This window comes from Streptomyces sp. NPDC093984 (assembly GCF_044764595.1).
GTDB lineage: Bacteria > Actinomycetota > Actinomycetes > Streptomycetales > Streptomycetaceae > Streptomyces > Streptomyces cynarae.
Window position 1 is genome coordinate 1 of record NZ_JBIWIM010000036.1, and the last position, 17,788, is coordinate 17,788.

General features: G+C 69.3%; 14 protein-coding genes and 3 pseudogenes. 8 read left to right on the top strand and 9 right to left on the bottom strand.

From position 1 onward, the window contains the following. Nucleotides 1–217, bottom strand: a 217-nt coding sequence (locus ACIRC0_RS39070; protein ID WP_403626709.1) for a helix-turn-helix transcriptional regulator, incomplete at its 3' end; no start/stop codon positions are given. 1,420 nt (nucleotides 218–1,637) lie between these two features. Here ACIRC0_RS39070 and ACIRC0_RS39075 point away from each other — a divergent pair. The 5 genes from ACIRC0_RS39075 to ACIRC0_RS39095 all read left to right on the top strand — a co-directional run bounded on the left by ACIRC0_RS39075 (nucleotide 1,638) and on the right by ACIRC0_RS39095 (nucleotide 6,792). Then, entirely contained in the window at nucleotides 1,638–2,288 is a 651-nt protein-coding gene (locus ACIRC0_RS39075; RefSeq protein ID WP_403626711.1) for a hypothetical protein, read from the top strand. Between the two features lie 538 nt (nucleotides 2,289–2,826). Then, complete coding sequence (locus ACIRC0_RS39080) at nucleotides 2,827–3,267, top strand: DUF3761 domain-containing protein (RefSeq protein WP_403626714.1); 441 nt, start codon at nucleotides 2,827–2,829, stop codon at nucleotides 3,265–3,267. 384 nt (nucleotides 3,268–3,651) lie between these two features. After that, the gene (locus ACIRC0_RS39085) at nucleotides 3,652–5,364 is read left to right on the top strand and encodes a TerD family protein (RefSeq protein WP_403626717.1); all 1,713 of its coding nucleotides are present in this window, start codon (nucleotides 3,652–3,654) and stop codon (nucleotides 5,362–5,364) included. 466 nt (nucleotides 5,365–5,830) lie between these two features. Next, nucleotides 5,831–6,181: a hypothetical protein gene (locus tag ACIRC0_RS39090; protein ID WP_403626720.1), complete on the top strand. Its 351-nt coding sequence runs from the start codon at nucleotides 5,831–5,833 to the stop codon at nucleotides 6,179–6,181. Next, entirely contained in the window at nucleotides 6,178–6,792 is a 615-nt protein-coding gene (locus tag ACIRC0_RS39095) for a hypothetical protein (RefSeq protein ID WP_403626723.1), read from the top strand. Before ACIRC0_RS39090 ends, ACIRC0_RS39095 begins: the two co-directional genes overlap by 4 nt. A gap of 373 nt (nucleotides 6,793–7,165) precedes the next feature. Here ACIRC0_RS39095 and ACIRC0_RS39100 read toward each other — a convergent pair whose 3' ends face one another. After that, nucleotides 7,166–7,909, bottom strand: a complete 744-nt coding sequence (locus ACIRC0_RS39100; protein WP_403626726.1) for an SDR family oxidoreductase — start codon at nucleotides 7,907–7,909, stop codon at nucleotides 7,166–7,168. A gap of 104 nt (nucleotides 7,910–8,013) precedes the next feature. On the opposite strand from ACIRC0_RS39100, the gene ACIRC0_RS39105 reads away from it, so the two are divergent. Then, a complete protein-coding gene (locus ACIRC0_RS39105; protein WP_403626730.1) occupies nucleotides 8,014–8,862 on the top strand; it encodes a LysR family transcriptional regulator in 849 nt (282 codons plus the stop codon). A gap of 410 nt (nucleotides 8,863–9,272) precedes the next feature. On the opposite strand, the gene ACIRC0_RS39110 is transcribed toward ACIRC0_RS39105, so the two are convergent. Beyond that, nucleotides 9,273–9,716, bottom strand: coding sequence for a hypothetical protein (locus ACIRC0_RS39110; RefSeq protein WP_403626733.1), 444 nt, complete (start codon nucleotides 9,714–9,716; stop codon nucleotides 9,273–9,275). Nucleotides 9,717–10,255: 539 nt separating this feature from the next. Between ACIRC0_RS39110 and ACIRC0_RS39115 the strand changes: the two are divergent. Further along, nucleotides 10,256–10,648, top strand: a pseudogene (locus ACIRC0_RS39115) (superoxide dismutase); the annotation flags it as partial. Nucleotides 10,649–10,654: 6 nt separating this feature from the next. Here ACIRC0_RS39115 and ACIRC0_RS39120 read toward each other — a convergent pair. From ACIRC0_RS39120 to ACIRC0_RS39145, 6 genes and pseudogenes are all read right to left on the bottom strand, one after another. Further along, nucleotides 10,655–11,449, bottom strand: coding sequence for an oxidoreductase (locus ACIRC0_RS39120; protein ID WP_403626736.1), 795 nt, complete (start codon nucleotides 11,447–11,449; stop codon nucleotides 10,655–10,657). Nucleotides 11,450–11,506: 57 nt separating this feature from the next. Beyond that, a complete protein-coding gene (locus ACIRC0_RS39125; protein ID WP_403626739.1) occupies nucleotides 11,507–12,334 on the bottom strand; it encodes an alpha/beta hydrolase in 828 nt (275 codons plus the stop codon). A gap of 210 nt (nucleotides 12,335–12,544) precedes the next feature. Then, complete coding sequence (locus ACIRC0_RS39130; RefSeq protein ID WP_403626742.1) at nucleotides 12,545–15,334, bottom strand: LuxR C-terminal-related transcriptional regulator; 2,790 nt, start codon at nucleotides 15,332–15,334, stop codon at nucleotides 12,545–12,547. 260 nt (nucleotides 15,335–15,594) lie between these two features. Next, the gene (locus ACIRC0_RS39135) at nucleotides 15,595–15,762 is read right to left on the bottom strand and encodes a hypothetical protein (protein ID WP_403626748.1); all 168 of its coding nucleotides are present in this window, start codon (nucleotides 15,760–15,762) and stop codon (nucleotides 15,595–15,597) included. A 28-nt stretch (nucleotides 15,763–15,790) separates the two neighbouring features. Then, nucleotides 15,791–16,045, bottom strand: a pseudogene (locus tag ACIRC0_RS39140) (SsgA family sporulation/cell division regulator); the annotation flags it as partial. A 169-nt stretch (nucleotides 16,046–16,214) separates the two neighbouring features. Then, a pseudogene (locus ACIRC0_RS39145) lies at nucleotides 16,215–16,614 on the bottom strand (VOC family protein). 93 nt (nucleotides 16,615–16,707) lie between these two features. Here ACIRC0_RS39145 and ACIRC0_RS39150 point away from each other — a divergent pair. Further along, entirely contained in the window at nucleotides 16,708–17,697 is a 990-nt protein-coding gene (locus ACIRC0_RS39150; protein WP_403626745.1) for a helix-turn-helix transcriptional regulator, read from the top strand. Nucleotides 17,698–17,788: the final 91 nt, after the last annotated feature.

Consider the following 17,788-nt stretch of genomic DNA (forward strand, 5'->3'; position numbering starts at 1 on the left):
CAAGGAGTTGCTCGATGGGCACGTCGAAGGTGTGGGCGAGGGTGTGCCAGGTGGTGATGCTGCCGGTGGTGCGGCCGTGTTCGAGGTCGATGAGGCTGCGCCGGGCCAGGCCGCTGCGGTCGGCGAGTTCGTCGAAGGTCCAGCCGCGTTCGCCCCGTAGGCGCGCGAGTTCTACGCGCAGCGCGGCGAGGTCGGGGTCGGGCGGCAAGATCGTCACTCCACCATCCGACGGTGCAGGACCCTGCCCTGTCAGTGCAGCTGCACTATTTGCCCGGAGGAAGGGTGACGTTCGCAGTGCAGAGGTCTGCACTACCGTGCGGCCGTACGGACGCCCTCGTTTGAGGCATCCGCCATGACAGCACGGGAAGATGGGAGGACGACAGGCCGATGAGGCTGGCCGGCGCGCATGCCGCGGTGCGGCGTATCTGGACGGTGGAGCTCCGCCCGCGAGCGGGCGGACCAAGTCTCGTCTGCCCGCACTGCACCGCGCACACTGCTCCCCTGAAGGCAAGCTCTGCGCGATCCGCCGCCCTGGCGCATCTGGCCTGCCACGCCCGCGCCGATGTGCTGCCGGGGCATCTGCGCACCTGCCAGTGCCGGGCGCAAGGCTGCTGCTGGCATCCACGTCACCGCGGATGCGCGGGACCGGTACTGCTCGCCCTCACCCGCGACCGCGGCGGCCGCACCCGGCACCTGGCCGACACCTGTGCAGCCTGCGCAGCGGCGACGAGTCACACTGCCGTCGTACCGGACACCCTGGTCGGCCCTTACCGCTGCCTGCCGACTCCCCCACGCGACAGACCCGAGTCCGGGTTCGACCAGCGAGTGCGTGTGCGGGAGATGCTCACCTACCTCGCCGCCGCGCTGCCCCGGTTCACCTCACCTGCCGCCAGGCTGCTGGCCCTGCAGTGCGCTCTGCGGGCCGACACCCGCGGTCAGGTCCGGCTGCCAGCAGGTCTGCTGGGCGGCATGTGTCTGCGCGGGCGAAGGGAACTGTGGGAGGAACTCGCTCACAGCGGCTGGCTCGAGATGCCGGATCTCAGGCCGGCCCACGTGAAGGTGCGGCTGCTGGATGCAGCGGTCTTGGACCAGGTCCCGGTCGCAGCGCTCGCCGCCGTGCCGCGCACTGGGCACTGCGTCCCGCCCCGCTCTCGTGCCACCCACCGCACCGCATGCCTTGCGGCTGACCGCGCTCGTGCTGGCCGCGCACACCTTGACCCAGGTCCACCACAGCACCGACATGGACGTCCTCGCCCGCCTGTGCGGACACTCTCCCCACCAGACCGCGGAACTACTGGACCGGCTGACAGGCAGCCGCGCTCTGGCCGCCTGGCATCACAACCAAGACACCGGCGAAGTCCTGTGGCAACTCCCCCCACCAACAGGCCCGAAGTGATCCCGCTGCACGCCCAGGCAGCCCCATTAATTGGAACCATGAAGCTCAGGTTGAGAAATAGACATCACTCAAGAAGAACAAAAGACTCCACCCATCCGTACTATCTCTACGCCGGGCAACGCGCAGCAGTCATCTCCGCTGCCGCCCGGATCTCAGCCCGAGAACACAGGCGCTTGGCTCTCTGCACCTGCACCACAGGTGCTGCACGCACGGCCAGGAAACCGAGAGAAAGAGTCGACCCATGTCCATCACGACTGCCGGCACTGAACTGACATCGCAGTACGCCGCACAGGTGACCAGCGACCTCGAACGCAACGCCAAGGAGCAGGAACGCATCAGTGCCGAGATTGCCGCGCTACAGGAGCAGCTGGCCGCACTGCAGCATGACCACTCCGTGCTGATCCAGGTGCAGCAAGTCCTTGGGCTTTCGCCGACACCGGTTCAGCCCGCAGCCGCCCCGAGCAGCGCCACGGTGCCTGCTCCGCGCAAGAAGGCCGCTGCTGAGCCCGCCGCGGGCAAACGGACGCGCGCCAAGAAGGCAGCCGGCACACAGAGCGCCACGACCGGCAAGAAGCCAGCGGCCAAAAAGCCCACGGACAAGGCTGCAGCCGCGAAGACGGCCCAGTCCACGCTGGTCGAACTCGTCCGCAGCCACCTCACCGAGCAGAGCGAACCGCGCTCCGCGGCCGAAGTCGCCACCGCACTCGGCACGGCTCACCCCGAGCGCGGCATCAAGGCCACCGTCGTGCGTACCACCCTCGAAGGACTCGTCGCCAAGAACCAGGCCCAGCGGACCAAACAGGGCAGCTCCGTCTTCTACACCGCCCCCGGTGCGGCCGAACAGACGGCCACGCCGGCGAACGACGAGCAGTCGTCGGAGCAAGCAGAGTGAGCCGCTGACAGTACAGGGCGCAAGACGGCGCTGGTCCGCCAGTGCGGGTGCGTTGGCCAGCGGCGCGCACCGGCCTCCGCACGGACCACTCTGACACGCTCGCCAGCCGTCAGACCGTCGCTCACTGGCCCAAGGGAAGGCAAGATGCGGCGGATGCCGCAGACGCCTTCGACCGGCTTGTCGGCGACATGGTGCGAGTACTGGACCCCGACCACCTGTGTAGTGCGCCAAAGCCTCGCACTACTGGCAGAGTGGGCCGGTGAGGCGTCAGGTACGGATGGATGACACCAACCAGCCTCGAAGCGGTCTGCGAACTGCGGATCCAAGAGGGTCGTAGAAGTCCGCCGCCGGAGCAGCTACGGGTGGAGGGTACCGCCAGCATCCCCCGCATGCACGGGGGTTGCGCGGTTTGTGGGGAGGGTTTGTAAAGTATTCAACTGCCCCGTGGCGGTGTGTCCGGGTGTCCGTTGTAGAGGGGCGTCATGTGAGCCAGTACCAGCCCGGGCCGTGGGCCGTCCGTCCGCCTGAGCCTGTTCGCATGCCTGATATCCGTCCGCTGCACAAGCGCAAGCGCGTGTGGGCCGGCGGTTTCGCGCTGCTCGCGGTCGGTGCCGCGTTCGGTGGTGGCAATTCCAGCGCGGCCAGCCCCGCCCCGCGCCCTACGGTCACCGTCACCGCGACCGCCACCAAGACGGCCACGCCGGCCCCGACGGTCACCGAAACCAAGACGGCAGCACCGGCCCCGACGGTCACCGTGACCAAGACGGCCAAGCCCGCATCGGCGGCCACGCATGAATCGAGTTCCGGCTCCTCGGGAAGCGGCAGCGGCGGTTCGGCGTCGGGCGGCTCGTCGAGCTCCGGCAGCACGTTCGACTCGGCTGGGGCCACCGCCTTGTGCAACGACGGCTCCTACAGCTACGCCGCCCATCACCAGGGGGCCTGCTCCCACCACGGCGGAGTCGCCGTCTTCTACAGGTAGCAGGCGCCGCGGCGCGGCTGCTGGAGCTGCAGCGCTGTGGCTGCGGTCAGGCGAAACGGGGCAGCAGGGCGGGCGGCAGGCACCTCGGCTCGCCAGTCCTCAAGGGTGGTGCCGACCGGAGCGCTGCCAGGCCGTGTTGTGCGGTCGGCGTGTGACGCGGCAGCGGAGCGGTCGTCGTTGAGAGCAGTGCGCCTTGCGTGAGGAAGGCAAGAACGGAGAGGAACCATGGCTTTCGGGTTTCGTGTGGGTGTGCCGGGGATGAGTGTGCGGGTCTCGACCCGGGGCGTACGCACCTCGGTAGGACCCCGTGCGGCGCGTATCAGCTTGGGCAGTGGCGGCACGCGGATCTCTTCCGGAGTGGGCCCGTTCTACGCGTCCAGTTCCTTGGGCGGAGGACGACGCCGCACTAGCACGAGCCGTACGACCCGTTCGCGGGCCGTCGCGCCCTCAGCAGCGCAGCTGGAGCGTGCTCGTCGGCAGGCCGAGCGGGCCCGGCAGGAGGCTGAACGCGATGCGGCGATCGCCGAGTTGCAGGAGCTGCGGCGGCAGACGACCAGTGTCCACCTGCAGTCCTTCACGCCGGCCCAGCCGCCGGTGGTACCGGGGCCTCCGCAGCTGAGCCTGGCCTGGGCCCTGGCAGAGGCCCAGGCCCACCACCTTGCGGGGCTGGGGGTCTTCGCCCGCGCCGAGCGGGCGGCGGCCAAGCGGAGGGCCGAGGAAGACGCCCCGGCCTACCTGGCCGCCGAACAGGCCCGGCTGCACGCCGTCCACGGTCGGCTGGCCGCCGAGGCTGATCAGTGGTGGCAGGCCCTGATCGCCAACGACGAGGAGACCGTGTGCGAGGTGGTCAATTACGCCTTCTCCGACAACCCCGCCGCGGGCTGCGCGGTGGGAGTCGACGGAGCAGTGCTGTCCGTGGTGATACGGCAGCAGGACATCGACTCGCTGCCCGGCCAGACGCCCGGGGTCACCCCCAGCGGGCGCCCCACTCTCAAGACCCTGAGCAAGCGTGATCGCGCCCTGTGGTGGCTCACCTCGATGGGATCGAACGTCGTTGCCACGCTCAAGGAGGCATTCGCCGTCGCGCCCGGGATCACCGCCATCGACCTGGCCGTGCTCACGCGCCTGCCGGACACCCAGCGCCTGGGCTTCGTGGCCTACGGCCGCTGGACGCGCCAGGCCATCGAAGCCGGCCCGTGGCGGGAGACCACCGACGCACTGCGGTTCCTCGACACCGGCCAGGACGTCGCCTGCTCGGTCACCACCACCGCCTCCGGAAACCTCTCCAGCAGCATCAAGCCCCTGGACACCAGCCGACTGCCCGGCCTGCAAAGCCTCCTCGACCACGCCCAGGACGACGCCGGATCCGGCGATGCGACCCTGGCCGGCCTCGATGGAGACCTGCGCGCCAACGTCCCTGCCGCGCCCTCCCCTCCCCCGCCGGATCACTACCGGATCCGCCCCTTCGCAGAGTGGAAGAGCCAGGCCACTTCCCTGACGCCGCCGCCCGCACCCGCGGCGCCGATCCACACTCCCGCGCCGCCGAGCCACGCCCCTGCGACCGCGCTCACGCCAGGACAGAACCTGGTGCTGCCCGAGGAGGCCTGGCAAGGACTGCTCATCGCCTTCCGCTTCGCCGGAGCCGACGCCGACCTCACCCTCTTCCTGACCGACACCGGCGGCCAGGTCACCTGCGATGAGGACTTCGTCTTCTACAACCAGCCCTCCGCCGCCCAAGGCGCAGTCCGCCTGCTGGGCAAGCAGACCGAAGGCCCGCACACCGTCGAACGCGCAGCCCTCCACCTCGCCGCCCTGCCCGCCCACATCCAGCGCGTCACGATCGCCATCAACATGGACGTCGACACCGGCCTGACCTGCGCTGCCCTCACCCACGCAACCCTGTACATGGACTGCGTCACCGGAGCCGCCTGGACCTTCCAGCCCCCCGCCGACCCCGACATCCGCGCCATGGTCATCGCCGAGCTGTACCGGCACACCACCAACGGCCAGCCCCTCTGGAAACTCCGCGCCATCGGCCAAGGCTGGGCCGACGGCCTCGACGCACTCGCCCGCGCCCACGGCGTCAACGTCACATAGCCAGTCAGCGTATGCCCGTCTTCCGAGCGCGCCGCATCAACTGGGTGAAGGGCGCCACGGCTGCAAGGCTGGCGCTCTGCCTGGGGACGCCAACTCGGAAGGGTTGAACTCGATCGTCAATCGGATCGGCGTCCACGACACGCCGACCCGCCCGACCCCTGGCCAAAAAGCGCCCGTCTACACGCCAGCCCCGACGGCGGGGTCACCGTGGACGCCAGGCGCGGACTCCAAAGTGGAAAGTCTGTGCGTCTGGATGCGTCCGGTTTCCACGAGCCACTGGCATACCGCGGCGGTCACGTCGCCTGCGGCGGGATCCACGCGGGGAAACTCGGCGGCGTCGAAGCCGCCGGTGCGGCCGGAACCGTAGAAGCGTTCCTCGGTGTGGCCGGGGCGTTGACGGCGCGCCTGCCGACCGGCTCGCGATAGCCATCGACACCGCCAGTAAGGGGACGACGATCATAGACCCATGACGCGGTGGATTCAGGCCTACTTCAGCGAGGACGACGTCCTGTCCTACTTTGAGCTCGGCGATGACGGGTGGGCACTACGCCAGGTCGATCTGGAAGGACTCCGCCACGCGCCGGTGACGGCGGCCGCTCTTACCGAAGTCCTGGAGCTCAGGGACAACGCCGACCTCACCGCGATGGCCGACTACGAGCGCAAGTACGGCGTCCTGGCGGAGGGCCGTCTCGATGGCTGGGAGGACACCGAAGGCGCAGCTGAGATCACGGAAGATACTTTCGAACGCATCTGGCTCGCGGCCCGGCACCGCCTCGAGTCGGCCGACAGCCCGGCGGAAGACGAGGGGACAGCTTGATCTCGGACTACCAGCGGCAACTGCGTGAACGATTCCTCTCCGCTCCCGAGATCCCGCCGCCGCACCCCTGGCACCGGGTTCTGGCCCGGCGAACACCCATCGGCGGGCTGCTCGGCATCGGCTTCGCCGTCGCTCCCGACACCGGACGGGACCTCGTCATGGTGGTCTCCGTCGACGGGCACGGGCTCTTCGACGCCGTCACCGGGGACAAGGTCGCCAGGGATCGCGAGCCCGACCCCGACAACAGCACTCCGGAAGGGGCACTGGACCTTTCCTGCCTCGGCCTCGGACCGATCGCAGGGACCCGGGTGTCCATCGCCGGGCTCTTCGGCGGCGGACTGCACACCACTACCCCCGATGGCTGGACGCTAGAGGTCGTCAGCCCTGAGTGGCCTCACCATCGCGTCCTGCTGTCCACGGACGGAGGAATGCCCCACAGCGGGCCGCACGGCGAACGCTGGTGGCACATCTTCGACTCCAACTACTCCGAACTGCGGGCCGTCGGCTTCTCGCCCTCCGGCCGCACGCTCGCCGTCGCCACCAGCAGCGACCTCACGCTCTGGACCCGCCCAGCACCGGCGACGGAGCCCGCCGGCGAGGCTGGCGCATGAACGGAGTCGCCCCGCTCGACTGCTACGGCTAAAAGTGCATCGGGCGATGCCAGCACCAACGGATCCTCGCAGGTGACAACAGGCCTGCCTTTGTGGCAACTACCGCGGTTCGGCGCAACGTCAATGTGCCGAGACTCGAAAGTTGTCCACCGGCGGAGCCGAGTAGCCTGGCAGAAGGGCCGGGCCGAAGCAGCCTGGTTGTCACCTGGAAGGCAGGCTACTTGGCACAGACGCTCGGTGCCTTTCGATCCCTCACCTCGTTGGTCGGCCGCCGGCGGCTCGGGCTCGACGGCCGTACCGACATAGCGTGACGGCGCCGGTCATTAGGACGCGCTTGCGCCATCTCCCCGGGGCGGGGCGAACCGGAAGCGCGTCACCAGGGCACCTCTCCCTCGTCGTCGAAGAAGCGGCCCGTCGGCCCGTCGGCCGATACGGTGGCCAGCCGGATCGCGGCGGCTGCGCCCTGCTGGGGGGTGCGCACTCCCCGGAAGCCGTTGAGGTCGGTCGCCGTGAAGCCGGGGCAGACGGCGTTGATCAGGATGTGCGTGTCGGCCAGTTCCTTGGCGTACTGCACGGTGACGGCGTTGAGGAACGTCTTCGACGGCGCGTACGCGATGGCGATGGGGCCGGTCTCGGCGCCAGGCGTGGTCTGGAGTGTGAGGGAGCCGACGCTGCTGGAGACGTTCACGATCCGCGGTGACGGCGAGCGGCGCAGCAGCGGCAGCAGGGCGTTGGTGACGCGGATGACGCCGATCACGTTGGTCTCCACGGCCGCCCGTACCCGGTTCACGTCGACCGTGGTGGGCTCCTGCGGCCCGCCCCCGGTGATCCCCGCATTGTTGACGAGCGCGTCGAGCCGCCCGGCCCGCTCCTCCATCAGCCGAGCCGCCGCTGTCACGCTCGCGTCGTCGGTCACATCCAGCGGCACGCCGAACGCGTCGGTTCCGGCCGCGCGCAGCTTATCCACAGCGGCCTCGCGCCGTTCCTCGTTCCGCGCGCCGATTCCGACGGTCCAGCCGAGGGCGCCGAGCCCGGCGGCGATCTCGTACCCGATGCCCTTGTTGGCGCCGGTCACCAGCGCGACCTTGTGGTGGTTCACGGTGTTCGTCTCACTCATGACATCGATGCTTCTCCCCCGCCGGGCAGGGCGTCCAAGACCGACTGGGTGGACGGCAATACCGCCCGGGTATCGCTCCTGGTCGGCCCGGTTAGGCTGGCGGGGTGGAGACACGTGAGCTGAGGTACTTCGTCGCGGTCGCCGAAGAGCTGCACTTCGGTCGGGCCGCGCAGCGGCTGGGGATCGCCCAACCCCCGCTGTCGCGGGCGATCGGCGGGCTCGAACGGCGCCTGGGCACCCTCCTGCTGGAGCGCGGCAGTCGGGGTGTCTCCCTGACCGGGGCAGGGGCGGTGCTGCTGCGGGAGGCGCGGGCGGCGCTGGACGCCGTCGAGGCCGCCGAACGGCGCACCCGCCGGGCCGCCCTCGCCGCGACCGGCCGCCCCGCCGTGGTCCTGGCCGCGAAGGCGGGGGCCTCCGGTGAACTGCTGGCGAAACTCCTCGACGCCTACGCTGCCGAGCCCGGCGCCGTCGCCGTGGACGTCGTGCTGTGCGGGCCGGGCGAGCAGGCACGGTTGCTGCACGACGGCCGGGCCGACGTAGCCCTGCTGCATCGGCCGTTCGACGACACGGCCGGCTTCGACACCGAGGACCTGCACTGCGAGGGTCAGGTCGCGATCCTCCCGGCGGGCCACCCTCTCAGCGCCCGCCCCCACGTGCGGCTCGCCGAGGTCACCGACCTTCCCGACCTGCCCATGCCCCGCTGGCCTCGCCCTGACGGCACCTTCCCGGACGGCCCCGGACCGCAGGTGCGCGACCACACGCAACTCACCCAGCTCATCGCCCTCGGCCGCGCCTGCGCGGTCGTCCCGGAGTCAGGCCTCACCGGCCTGCGCGAGGACCTCACCGCCGTACCGGTCCCCGACGCCCCCCACGTCACCACGGTCATCGCCTGGCCCCCACACAGCCGCTCAACGGCGGTCGCGGGGCTGGTCCGCGCCGCCACTGCCCTGTGACCGATGGCGGTGAACACCGGGACATCGTGCTGGATATCCGGGACAGCGCCCGGCCTCCCAACGGCTCCCGGCACATCGTGCGGTACGAGGTGGCTGGCCTGCACCGGCGTTGCCAGAACCACGCCTCTGGCACAGCCAGGCTCCGACGCGAAGTGACAACAAGCTAGCCTTGGTGACACCTATCGCGCCTCGGCTCAAATACGGTTGTGACTGAGCACCGCAGTTGGCCTCCATGGACAACTACGGTGCTCAGAATCGAGGCTCGGCCGGTCCCACATTTCGCCAGACATGGGACGGCGCCCAAGCACTGCAGGCTCAGAACAACGTCACGCCCACGGATAGCCGCGGCGAGAAGCTGTAGGGCATGGACCCGAGGGCGCAGAAGCGTGACATCCACAAACCAATGGGGGTCACCGGCTGCCTTGGGGGTCCGAAGTAACAGCGTGGAGCGGATTCCAACTAGAGAGGCCCACTGAGCTGAGATGGGGCCGTGCGTGGTCCGGGAACACGGCAACGCTCGATTCGAGGTCACCGATCGCTCGGCGCCGACGATAGAGCTCGCGTTCCACTGCATCGCTGTCCGTCGGTTCAAATCGGCCGAGCAACACACTGTGGGTAGCGTCCGACAACTCGCGGATTTCTGCGATCATGGGGGCGAGTTCTGGAGGAGACTCCAGATACAGCGTCACGGCCGTACTGTGCAGCGATCGATGGACTCCGTTGAAATTGCCTGTCAGCTCTGCGTCAGCGAGGGCTGTGGCGCCTTCTCCCGACGTTGCTTCCCACAGCGCCAAGGCGGCATGTAGGAAGTCGTGCGCCGCCATAAGGAACGCCACCGTGACATCTCTGCGCATCGTCAACTTCCATTGCTCTCGCTGAGCGTCCGCTTGCCGTTCGGCTTGTCTAATCGCGGCCTCAGCTTGGATGCGCATCCCGGCGTGTCCCAGCCATGCGGCAGCGATCGCTGCCCCTCCACCGAAGACGGCGCCGATACCCGCCCCGTAAAGCGCAGCAAGTCCCTGATCAACCTCCTCGCATTGGAGAACGCCGCCCTCACCGGTCGCACGGCACAAGCTCCAGTCATTCCCCTCCCCCGGGCCCAAGGCCTGTCGCGCTCGCCCGCTGCCAGCGAAGGCCAGTAGCCGCTTCGGGGCCGAGACGGATGTCCGTGGAAGACCAGAGCGGGGTCGGCCGGGTCCGGCGGGCGCCGGGTGAGAAGACGATCACCTATCGGGAAGGAACAGCACCACGCCGGGTGCCGCACTGCCGAAAGCTGACGGGCCGCCCCCGCCATGAATCATGCTGCTGCTAAAGAGAAGTTGTTGCAAGCTCTTCGCAATAGAGGCATAGGCTGTCCCCGGACGATCACCCACACGGAAAGGGGACACGCCTGATGGGCACCTACGCACTTCCGGACCTGCCCTACGACTACGCCGCCCTGGAACCGGCCATCACCGGGCAGATCCTGGAACTGCACCACGCCAAGCACCACGCCGCCTACGTCAAGGGCGCCAACGACACCCTCGAACAGATCGCCGAGGCCCGCGAGAAGGACCAGCTCGCACCCACGCAGCTCGTCGGCTTGGAGAAGACCTTCGCCTTCAACCTCTCCGGCCACGTTCTGCACTCGATCTTCTGGCAGAACCTCTCCCCGGACGGCGGCGACCGCCCCGACGGCGCTCTCGCCGACGCCATCGACGAACACTTCGGCGGCTTCGAGCAGTTCAAGAAGCAGCTCACCGTCGCCACGAGCAGCGTCCAGGGCTCCGGCTGGGGCGTCCTGGCCTGCTGATCAGAGTGTTTTGATGAGGCCGCCGTCGATCGTGAAGTCGGCGCCGGTGATGTTGGCGGTGCGGTCGCTGGCGAGCATCAGGACGAGGTCGGCGACCTCCTCGGGGCGGGTGAAGCGACCGGTGGCGAAGCCTCCCAGGCTGTTGATCGCCTGGTCCACGGCTTCCTCTCGCTCGACGCCCATGGCGGCTGCGATGGTGTCGGCCATGCCGCCGGGACCGGTCCAGATGTCGGTGGTCACGGGGCCGGGCGCGATGGTGTTGACGCGTACACCCTGCGGGGACACCTCCTTGGACAGAGCCTTGGAGAAGTTCGTCAGGGCCGCCTTGGAGGCCGTGTAGTCGATGACGCCGGGGTCGGGCAGGAAGGCGTTGACCGAGCTGATCGTGACGATCGAACCGCGCGAGGAGAGCAGCGCGGGAAGAGCGGCACGTGAGGCGCGCACTGCGCTCAGAAGGTTGACGGTCAGGGTCTCGAGCCACTGTTCGTCGGTGACGGAGGCGAAGCCGCCCAGCCGCGGCTGGACCTTGCCGACATTGTTGACCAGGACGTCAATACCGCCGAGCCGTTCCACAGCGGTTTCCATGAGCGTTTCCACGCCGCCCGCTGTCGCCAGGTCGGCGGTCACCGGGATCACGGTTCCGGATGCCGCCAGCTCGGCGAGTTCGGGGCTGGTGGTACGGGCGCCGGCCACGACGAGGGCGCCTTCATCGATGAAGGCTCGGGTGACGGCGAGTCCGATGCCGCGGCTTGCGCCCGTGACGACGACGGCCTTGTCCTTCAGGTGCAGATCCATGGTGTCTTCCTTGTTCGTTCGATGCGCTTGCGTGGTGGACAGCAGGTGTGGTGGCGGTCAGAGGTCGGCAGTGGCGGACCGGCCGGTGATGCCCTGGCGGGCCAGCCAGCCCAGAGCGCAGTCGGCGACGGCTCGCCAGCCCTGGTCGACGACCAGCGAATGGCCGCGGTCCGGGAACTGCTTGAGGTCGGTCGTCGCCGTCGAGTCCCCGTACAACTTGTAGGCGGCACGAGTGACGACGTCCGGCACGGTGTGATCGAGCTGGCCCGACATCAGCAACAGGGGCCCCCGACGGGTGTTGCCGGTGTCGACCGCGGCCGGTGAACTACGGCTGAAGTTGGCGAATGCTGCCTCGAACAATGGTCGGCCCGGGGCAGGGATGGAGTGTGCCTCGAACAGGGCGTCGGATTCCTGCTGCGGGATCGCGTTGCCGAACGCGTAGCGGAACCGCCCCGCTGTCAGGGAAACCGTCCGGGACCGGTTGGCAGGGTTACGGAGAACCGGTGAGGCAGAGCGCAGCTGTGTGAACGGCAGGGGCTTGACCCCCTTGACCGGCGCCGGGTCGATCGCCACTGCGGCCCGTCCCAGGCCCAGCCCGAGGAGCTTCTGGGCGATCAGACCCCCGAAGGAGTGCCCGATCAACACGGGTTCGGCCGGCAATGCCTCGATGAGGGTCGCATAGTGCTCGGTCACCTCGTTGATGCCTGCTCCGGCCATGGTCTCAGGGTGCGACCGTGCGTCGGGCACGTTGTCCGGTTCGCCGGGCCAGCCGGGGGCGAGCGGGGCGAACCCCTCAGCCTGCAGCAGCTCCATCCAGGGGTACCAGGAGGAGGAGTGCAGCCACAGCCCGTGGATCAGGACGACGGGGGTGCGCTGGTCCGTCATGAGAGCCTCCTTCCGACGGAGGACCGCCTGATGCGATCTCCCGTGGTGCTCTCCAAGGTGCCGTCAGCGTCATCCCAGTCGGCTCAGTCAGATGACGCAAACGCTGGGGTTGGGGCGCGACTGAGGGCCAGGCGCTCCGCGGCGCCCTCGTCGCCTTGGACGGCACGGCCTGCTGTGAGCGCACGCCGGACACACGATGCCGTCGGGAATTCACACCTCGTGGGGCGGAGGGGCGCTTGTGCCGGCGTCGAGGGCGTCGCGGAGCGCGGCACGGCTGGTGATCCCCAATTTGGGGAAGATCCGGTACAGATGTGAGCTGACCGTGCGGGGAGACAGGAACAGCTTCGCGCCGATCTCCTTGTTCGTCAGTCCGGTAGCCGCGAGCTCGGCGATCTGCCGCTCCTGCACGGTCAGCGACTGCCATCTCTCGCCCCGCGCGCCGAACGCGGCTCCGGCGGCGGCGAGCTCTGCACGGGCCCGCTCGGCCCACGGCAGGGCGCCGAGCTCGGTGAGGACGCGCAGGGCCTCCTCGAGCTGCTCCCGTGCCGCCCTCGTCTCATGGTCGCGGCGCAGTCGCTCACCGTAGGCCAAACGGATGCGGGCGGTCTCGAAGGGGAACAGAGCGGCACCTGGCAGGGCGAGAGCCTGCTGGTACAGGCTCGAAGGCTGATCCGGTGAGGTCATCGCCACCGCCGCAGCGGTGACGAGCGCCAAACGCGGGGAAACGGCGGGCAGCCCGCAGGCGACGGCCGCCTGCACGTGACGGCGGGCCTCGTCGAGGTGTCCGCTGCGCACGGCCGCTTCTACGAAATCCAGCAGGGTGCGCGGCGCCTGCTGGGCGTGGGGCGCGAACTCGCCGGGTGCCGTGATGCCGGTCGCGAAACGGTAGGCGGTCGCATAGTCGGCGCGAGCCAGCGCCGACATGGCACCGACGGCGTCCGCGTACTGGGTCAGGTATCCGATCCCGCGGGGCCGGGCCCAGGCCTCCACTGCCCTGCGATGATCGTCGGCTGTATCGGTGTCACCGCGGCAGGCGGCGACCATGGCGAGAAACGCGCGGTATTGATGGTCGAAGAGCGCGTAGCCGTGCCGTGCGGTCAGCTCCAGCCCACGGCGGCCCGTCGACTCGGCGTCAGCCCAGCGGCCTGCCCCCATGTGGTCCAGCATCACGAGCTGGAGCAGGGTCATGGCGTTTCCGGCGGCACCTGCGTCTCCCTCCCGGGCCACCAAGCGGGTCAGGACGGTGCGAAACTCATCAAGTGCGTCGAGGTAGTAGGCGCTGACCAGCAGTCGCATGGCGTCCCACGGCCGGTCGGAGGTAGCGCGGACGAACTCCCGGCGCAGGCGCTCGACGCCGCCTGCGCCCCGGCGGACCACGTCGCCCCAAGTGTCGCGGTAGAGAAGGCTGGCCGACCCCGCGGGATCGGCCGGGTCGCAGAAACGGTCCACACAGGACTCGGTGATCGTCCAGGTGGCGGTGTCGGCCGCGAAAAGGGAGATCACCAGCAGGAGGTTGATCAATCGCTCCACCGTCGGCTTGTCCCTGACCGGGTCCAGTCCTTCCAAGGCGGCGACGACTTCACGATGCGTAGTGCGCACTTCACCGTCCCGGTACAGGGCGGCGTAGCACTCAGCGATGACCACGTCGGTATGGGCCGTGCCCGCGCTCTCCGACAGCTGTTGTGCCCGTTCGAGCTGGGCCGACTGTCCGGCGACGAAGGCTGCCTCCGCCAACCGCCGGGACCGCTGCTCCGGCCGCTCGCTGAGATGGGCGGCCCTCTCCAGCCAGGTCACCGCGACGGAAGAGGCTCCTCGCCTGGTCGCAGCTTCGGCAGCCTGCTCCAGCAGCGCGGCTACCTTCTCGTCCGGGTCCACCGTCGCCTCGGCGAGGTGGTGCGCCCGCCGCTCCTGGTCGTCCGGGTAGAGCGCGGCGAGTTCGGCGTGGGCCGCCCTGCGCCGGTTGGGCGAGGAGAGCTGGACGACCGCCGAACGGACGAGTGGGTGTCGGAAGCCGAGCTGGCCGGTTGCCGGGTCGACCACCAGCAGGCCACGGCCGATCGCCTCGTCGACATCGCCCAGCCGCCGCTCCAGTGCGGGACGGCGGGGCCCGGCCACGGAGGCCAGGCCGTCCAGTGCGGCCAGCAGCAGGGCATCCTGGGTGGAGGGCGTCAGTTCGGAGATCCGGTGCCCGTACAGACTTTCCAGGCGACGCGTGAGAGGGAGCGGAGACGCCTGTTCGGCTGGAGCCGCAGGTACGCGCTCGGCCGTCTTGGGAAGCTCGATCAGCGCGAGCGGGTTGCCTTCAGCCCACCGCAGCACGCGCTCACGGGCAAGCGGGTCGAGGTGGCCGCCGGTGCGCTCCAGCAGCGCTGCCGCTTCCTGTCCGCCGAGCGGTCCGACCTCGATCTCCTCGAGCCCGGTGTCATCGAACGCAGACGGTAAGTCCGCTCGTACGGTGATCGCGCCCCGACCACCGACCGCACCGGCCCGGCGCATCACGAACGTGCAGATCCGTGCACTTTCGCTGTCGAACCAGTGGGCATCGTCGACCGCGAAGAACAACGGCCGGTCCTCCGCCGCCGCGGCGATGAGCGAGAGCATCGCGCCGGCGACCTCCGCCACGCCCGGTGCCGCCCCCGTGCGCAGGCCCGTGACCTGTTCCAGGATTGCGCGCGAGGCGTCGGGCATGTGGGCGCCGTACGGCAGAAGGGGCAGGAGCAGCTGGTGCAGACCGGCAAACGGCAGTTGGGACTCCGCCTCGACACCGGAGGCTCCGACGACACGCAGTCCCGACGCGTCGGCCAGCGCTACGGCTGCCTGAAGCAGCGCACTCTTACCCGTACCCGCTTCGCCGCGCAGCACGGCGAAGGCCTGGTGCGAGGGAGCCACCAGCACCTGCTCCAACCGTGCGAGCTCCTCTCGTCGCCCGATGAGCCGATGCTCGTCCTGCGCCACCTGCTGCCGTCCCGTCCGTGTTGACTCCTGCCCACCTGCGGACACGACATCGCCGGTGGTCAGGACACGTTAGCGCGGGAACGGGGGTGGAGGCTGTACGACGGTCCTCGACGGTCGACCGATCACCGGCGGCCTGCAGAGTATGCCGGTGGGTCGTGTTGGCCTGCCGCGGAACGGCCACCTGAAGAAGAGGCATGGAGGATCGTCGAACTACTGGACGGAGAGCGTCCGGGCCGGGGCGCTGACGGTGCCGAGCCACAGACCCCGGGGGGCCGGGCGCTCTTCACCGTGGGCCTCCGCGTGCGTCATCGGTACCGCTGCGCCGGATGCGCTCGAAGGAGGTAGGTCTCCCAGTCGATGGCCTCCGCTTCCGCTTCAGCGGGCACGAGCGCGTAGGTCTCGGCGATCCACGAGCGTACGTGCGTGATGTCGGCGGCCACCGTGTCGGGGGCAGCGCGGCCAGATACGCACATCTCCTTCCCCGCTCGGACGCAAGAGGCCCTCGCTGAGAAGCTCCCGGGACAGCACCCAGGTGACCGCTCCACCCGCCGTGTTCGAGAAGTCCACGGACACGGCGAAAGGCACGGCTCGGTCGTGGTGAAAGCGGGCTCGGACGGGCAGCGTCTCCTGTGGCGAGACATGCAACCAGAGAGTCAGGTGCAGATCCGGGCATTCCGAGCCGGATGAGTCGGTGCGGGATTCCTGGGGGCCGCTCATGAGGGTCCTCTGTGTGCTTTCGGGCTGATCGGTTCCCATGGCTCAGGATCGAAGATCAGCGAGGTGCTGCCTTTGCCGCGGCGCCCGGGCCTTCGGGGGTCGCGGTGCGTTCCGATGTCCCCCGCCGGTGGCACTCCTGGACTCGGCGGCCGCGTTCACCGGGAGCCCTGGGATCTCAAGGCTCCCGCGTGAGCGGCTGTGCGTGGCGTCAGCGGGCGAACCTTTCCCTGGCCGCTGGGGTGACGGGGGTGAAGAAGTTGACGAGGTTGCCGTCGGGGTCGCGGAACAGCAGCGACCGATTGCCCCAGGGCATCGTGGTGGGCTCGGTGACGAAGTCGGTGACGAAGCCGGTCAGGTTCTGGTGAACGCGGTCCACGTCGTCGACGAGGAACTCGGTGATCACGCTCTGGTTGTCCGCCGGGCGGGCAGAACCCGGGGCGAACAGCGGGACGGTACGGGTGCCGGCGATCGCGAGGCTGGCGCCCACGGTCTTGAGTTCGGCGAAGTCCTCGGTGGCCCCACGTCGCCCGCCCCCCTGTGGCTCGCTCGTAGAACTCGACGAGGCGCGCTACGTCGCTGGTGATGATGCGGATAGAGACGAAGTCCATGGGAATCTCCTTGGCTGTGCTGGAGGCGTGCACGTCGCAGGCTAGGAGAAATAGTGGACAGAATCGGTCCTGTATTCGCGTTAGGCTGCGAACATGCCTCGACCCACCGCCCGCGTGCTGACCCTCCTGGAGCTGCTGCAGTCGAGCGGCACCCGGACTGTGGCCGAACTCGCCGACCGGCTCGGCGTCGAAGGTCGCACCGTGCGGCGGTACGTGGACCAGCTGATCGACCTGGACGTGCCCGTGGAATCGGTGCGCGGCCGCTACGGCGGGTACCGGCTTGCCCCCGGGTACCGCTTGCCTCCGCTCATGCTCAGTGACGACGAGGCGCTGGCCGTGCTGCTCGGCCTGGTCGCCGGCCGCCGAGCAGGGTTGACGACGACGGAGCACACGGCAAGCGAGACGGCATCGGCGAAGATCCGGCGGGTGCTGCCCAAGCACATCGCCCATCGGCTCGACACACTCCTGGAAGCTCTCGCCTTCACGGATCAGCCCGGCGAGTTCGACACCCCGGACGCCGAGGTCCTGCTCACCATCGCCGATGCGGTGCGCCACCGCCGACCGGTCTCGATCCGCTACACCGACCGCGACGGACGGCGCAGCGAACGCACGCTGCACGCGTACGGGATCGTCGCCCATGAGGGCCGGTGGTACGCCACGGGCAAGGACGCCCGAATCGACGAGGACCGAACCTTCCGGCTCGACCGCATCGCAGACGCGCGAACCCTGCCCGGCTCATTCGAAGCGCCCGGGGGTCCCGGTCCGGCACAGCGTGTGCTGTCGGCGTTCGCCACGGCCGAGTACCGGCATGAGGTGACCTTGCGGATCCACGGGACGGTCGGGCAGATCCGCGCCCACCTTCCCGCCAGCGTCGCGAGCCTGGAAGAGTACGCGCCCGCGGCAGGCGAGGACCGGGCAACCGAGCGCTGGCTGCGCGTCGAGCTGCGGGCGGAACGGCTCGACTGGTTGCCTCCGATACTCGCCTCACTCGACCGGCCGTTCGTCATCGAGCGCCCCAATGAGCTGCGCGACCTCGTCATCGCGTTCGCCGATCGCCTCACGTCCTACGCCCGCCAAGCCTGACTGGCCGTTCTCTATCCGGTCGTGCGCTCGGTCTGGTTCGAACGGGGTCCTGGATCGAGTGACTTGTGGGCTGGTGGGGCATAGAGGAAGG

Excerpts from the sequence above, each read along its gene's own strand:
- ACIRC0_RS39075 (WP_403626711.1), top strand. The coding sequence starts at position 1,638 with ATGTCCATCACGACTGCCGGCACTGAACTGACATCGCAGTACGCCGCA.
- ACIRC0_RS39080 (WP_403626714.1), top strand. The coding sequence starts at position 2,827 with ATGCCTGATATCCGTCCGCTGCACAAGCGCAAGCGCGTGTGGGCCGGC.
- ACIRC0_RS39090 (WP_403626720.1), top strand. The coding sequence starts at position 5,831 with ATGACGCGGTGGATTCAGGCCTACTTCAGCGAGGACGACGTCCTGTCC.
- ACIRC0_RS39100 (WP_403626726.1), bottom strand. The coding sequence starts at position 7,909 with ATGAGTGAGACGAACACCGTGAACCACCACAAGGTCGCGCTGGTGACC.
- ACIRC0_RS39110 (WP_403626733.1), bottom strand. The coding sequence starts at position 9,716 with ATGCGCAGAGATGTCACGGTGGCGTTCCTTATGGCGGCGCACGACTTC.
- ACIRC0_RS39120 (WP_403626736.1), bottom strand. The coding sequence starts at position 11,449 with ATGGATCTGCACCTGAAGGACAAGGCCGTCGTCGTCACGGGCGCAAGC.
- ACIRC0_RS39125 (WP_403626739.1), bottom strand. The coding sequence starts at position 12,334 with ATGACGGACCAGCGCACCCCCGTCGTCCTGATCCACGGGCTGTGGCTG.
- ACIRC0_RS39135 (WP_403626748.1), bottom strand. The coding sequence starts at position 15,762 with ATGTGCGTATCTGGCCGCGCTGCCCCCGACACGGTGGCCGCCGACATC.
- ACIRC0_RS39150 (WP_403626745.1), top strand. The coding sequence starts at position 16,708 with ATGCCTCGACCCACCGCCCGCGTGCTGACCCTCCTGGAGCTGCTGCAG.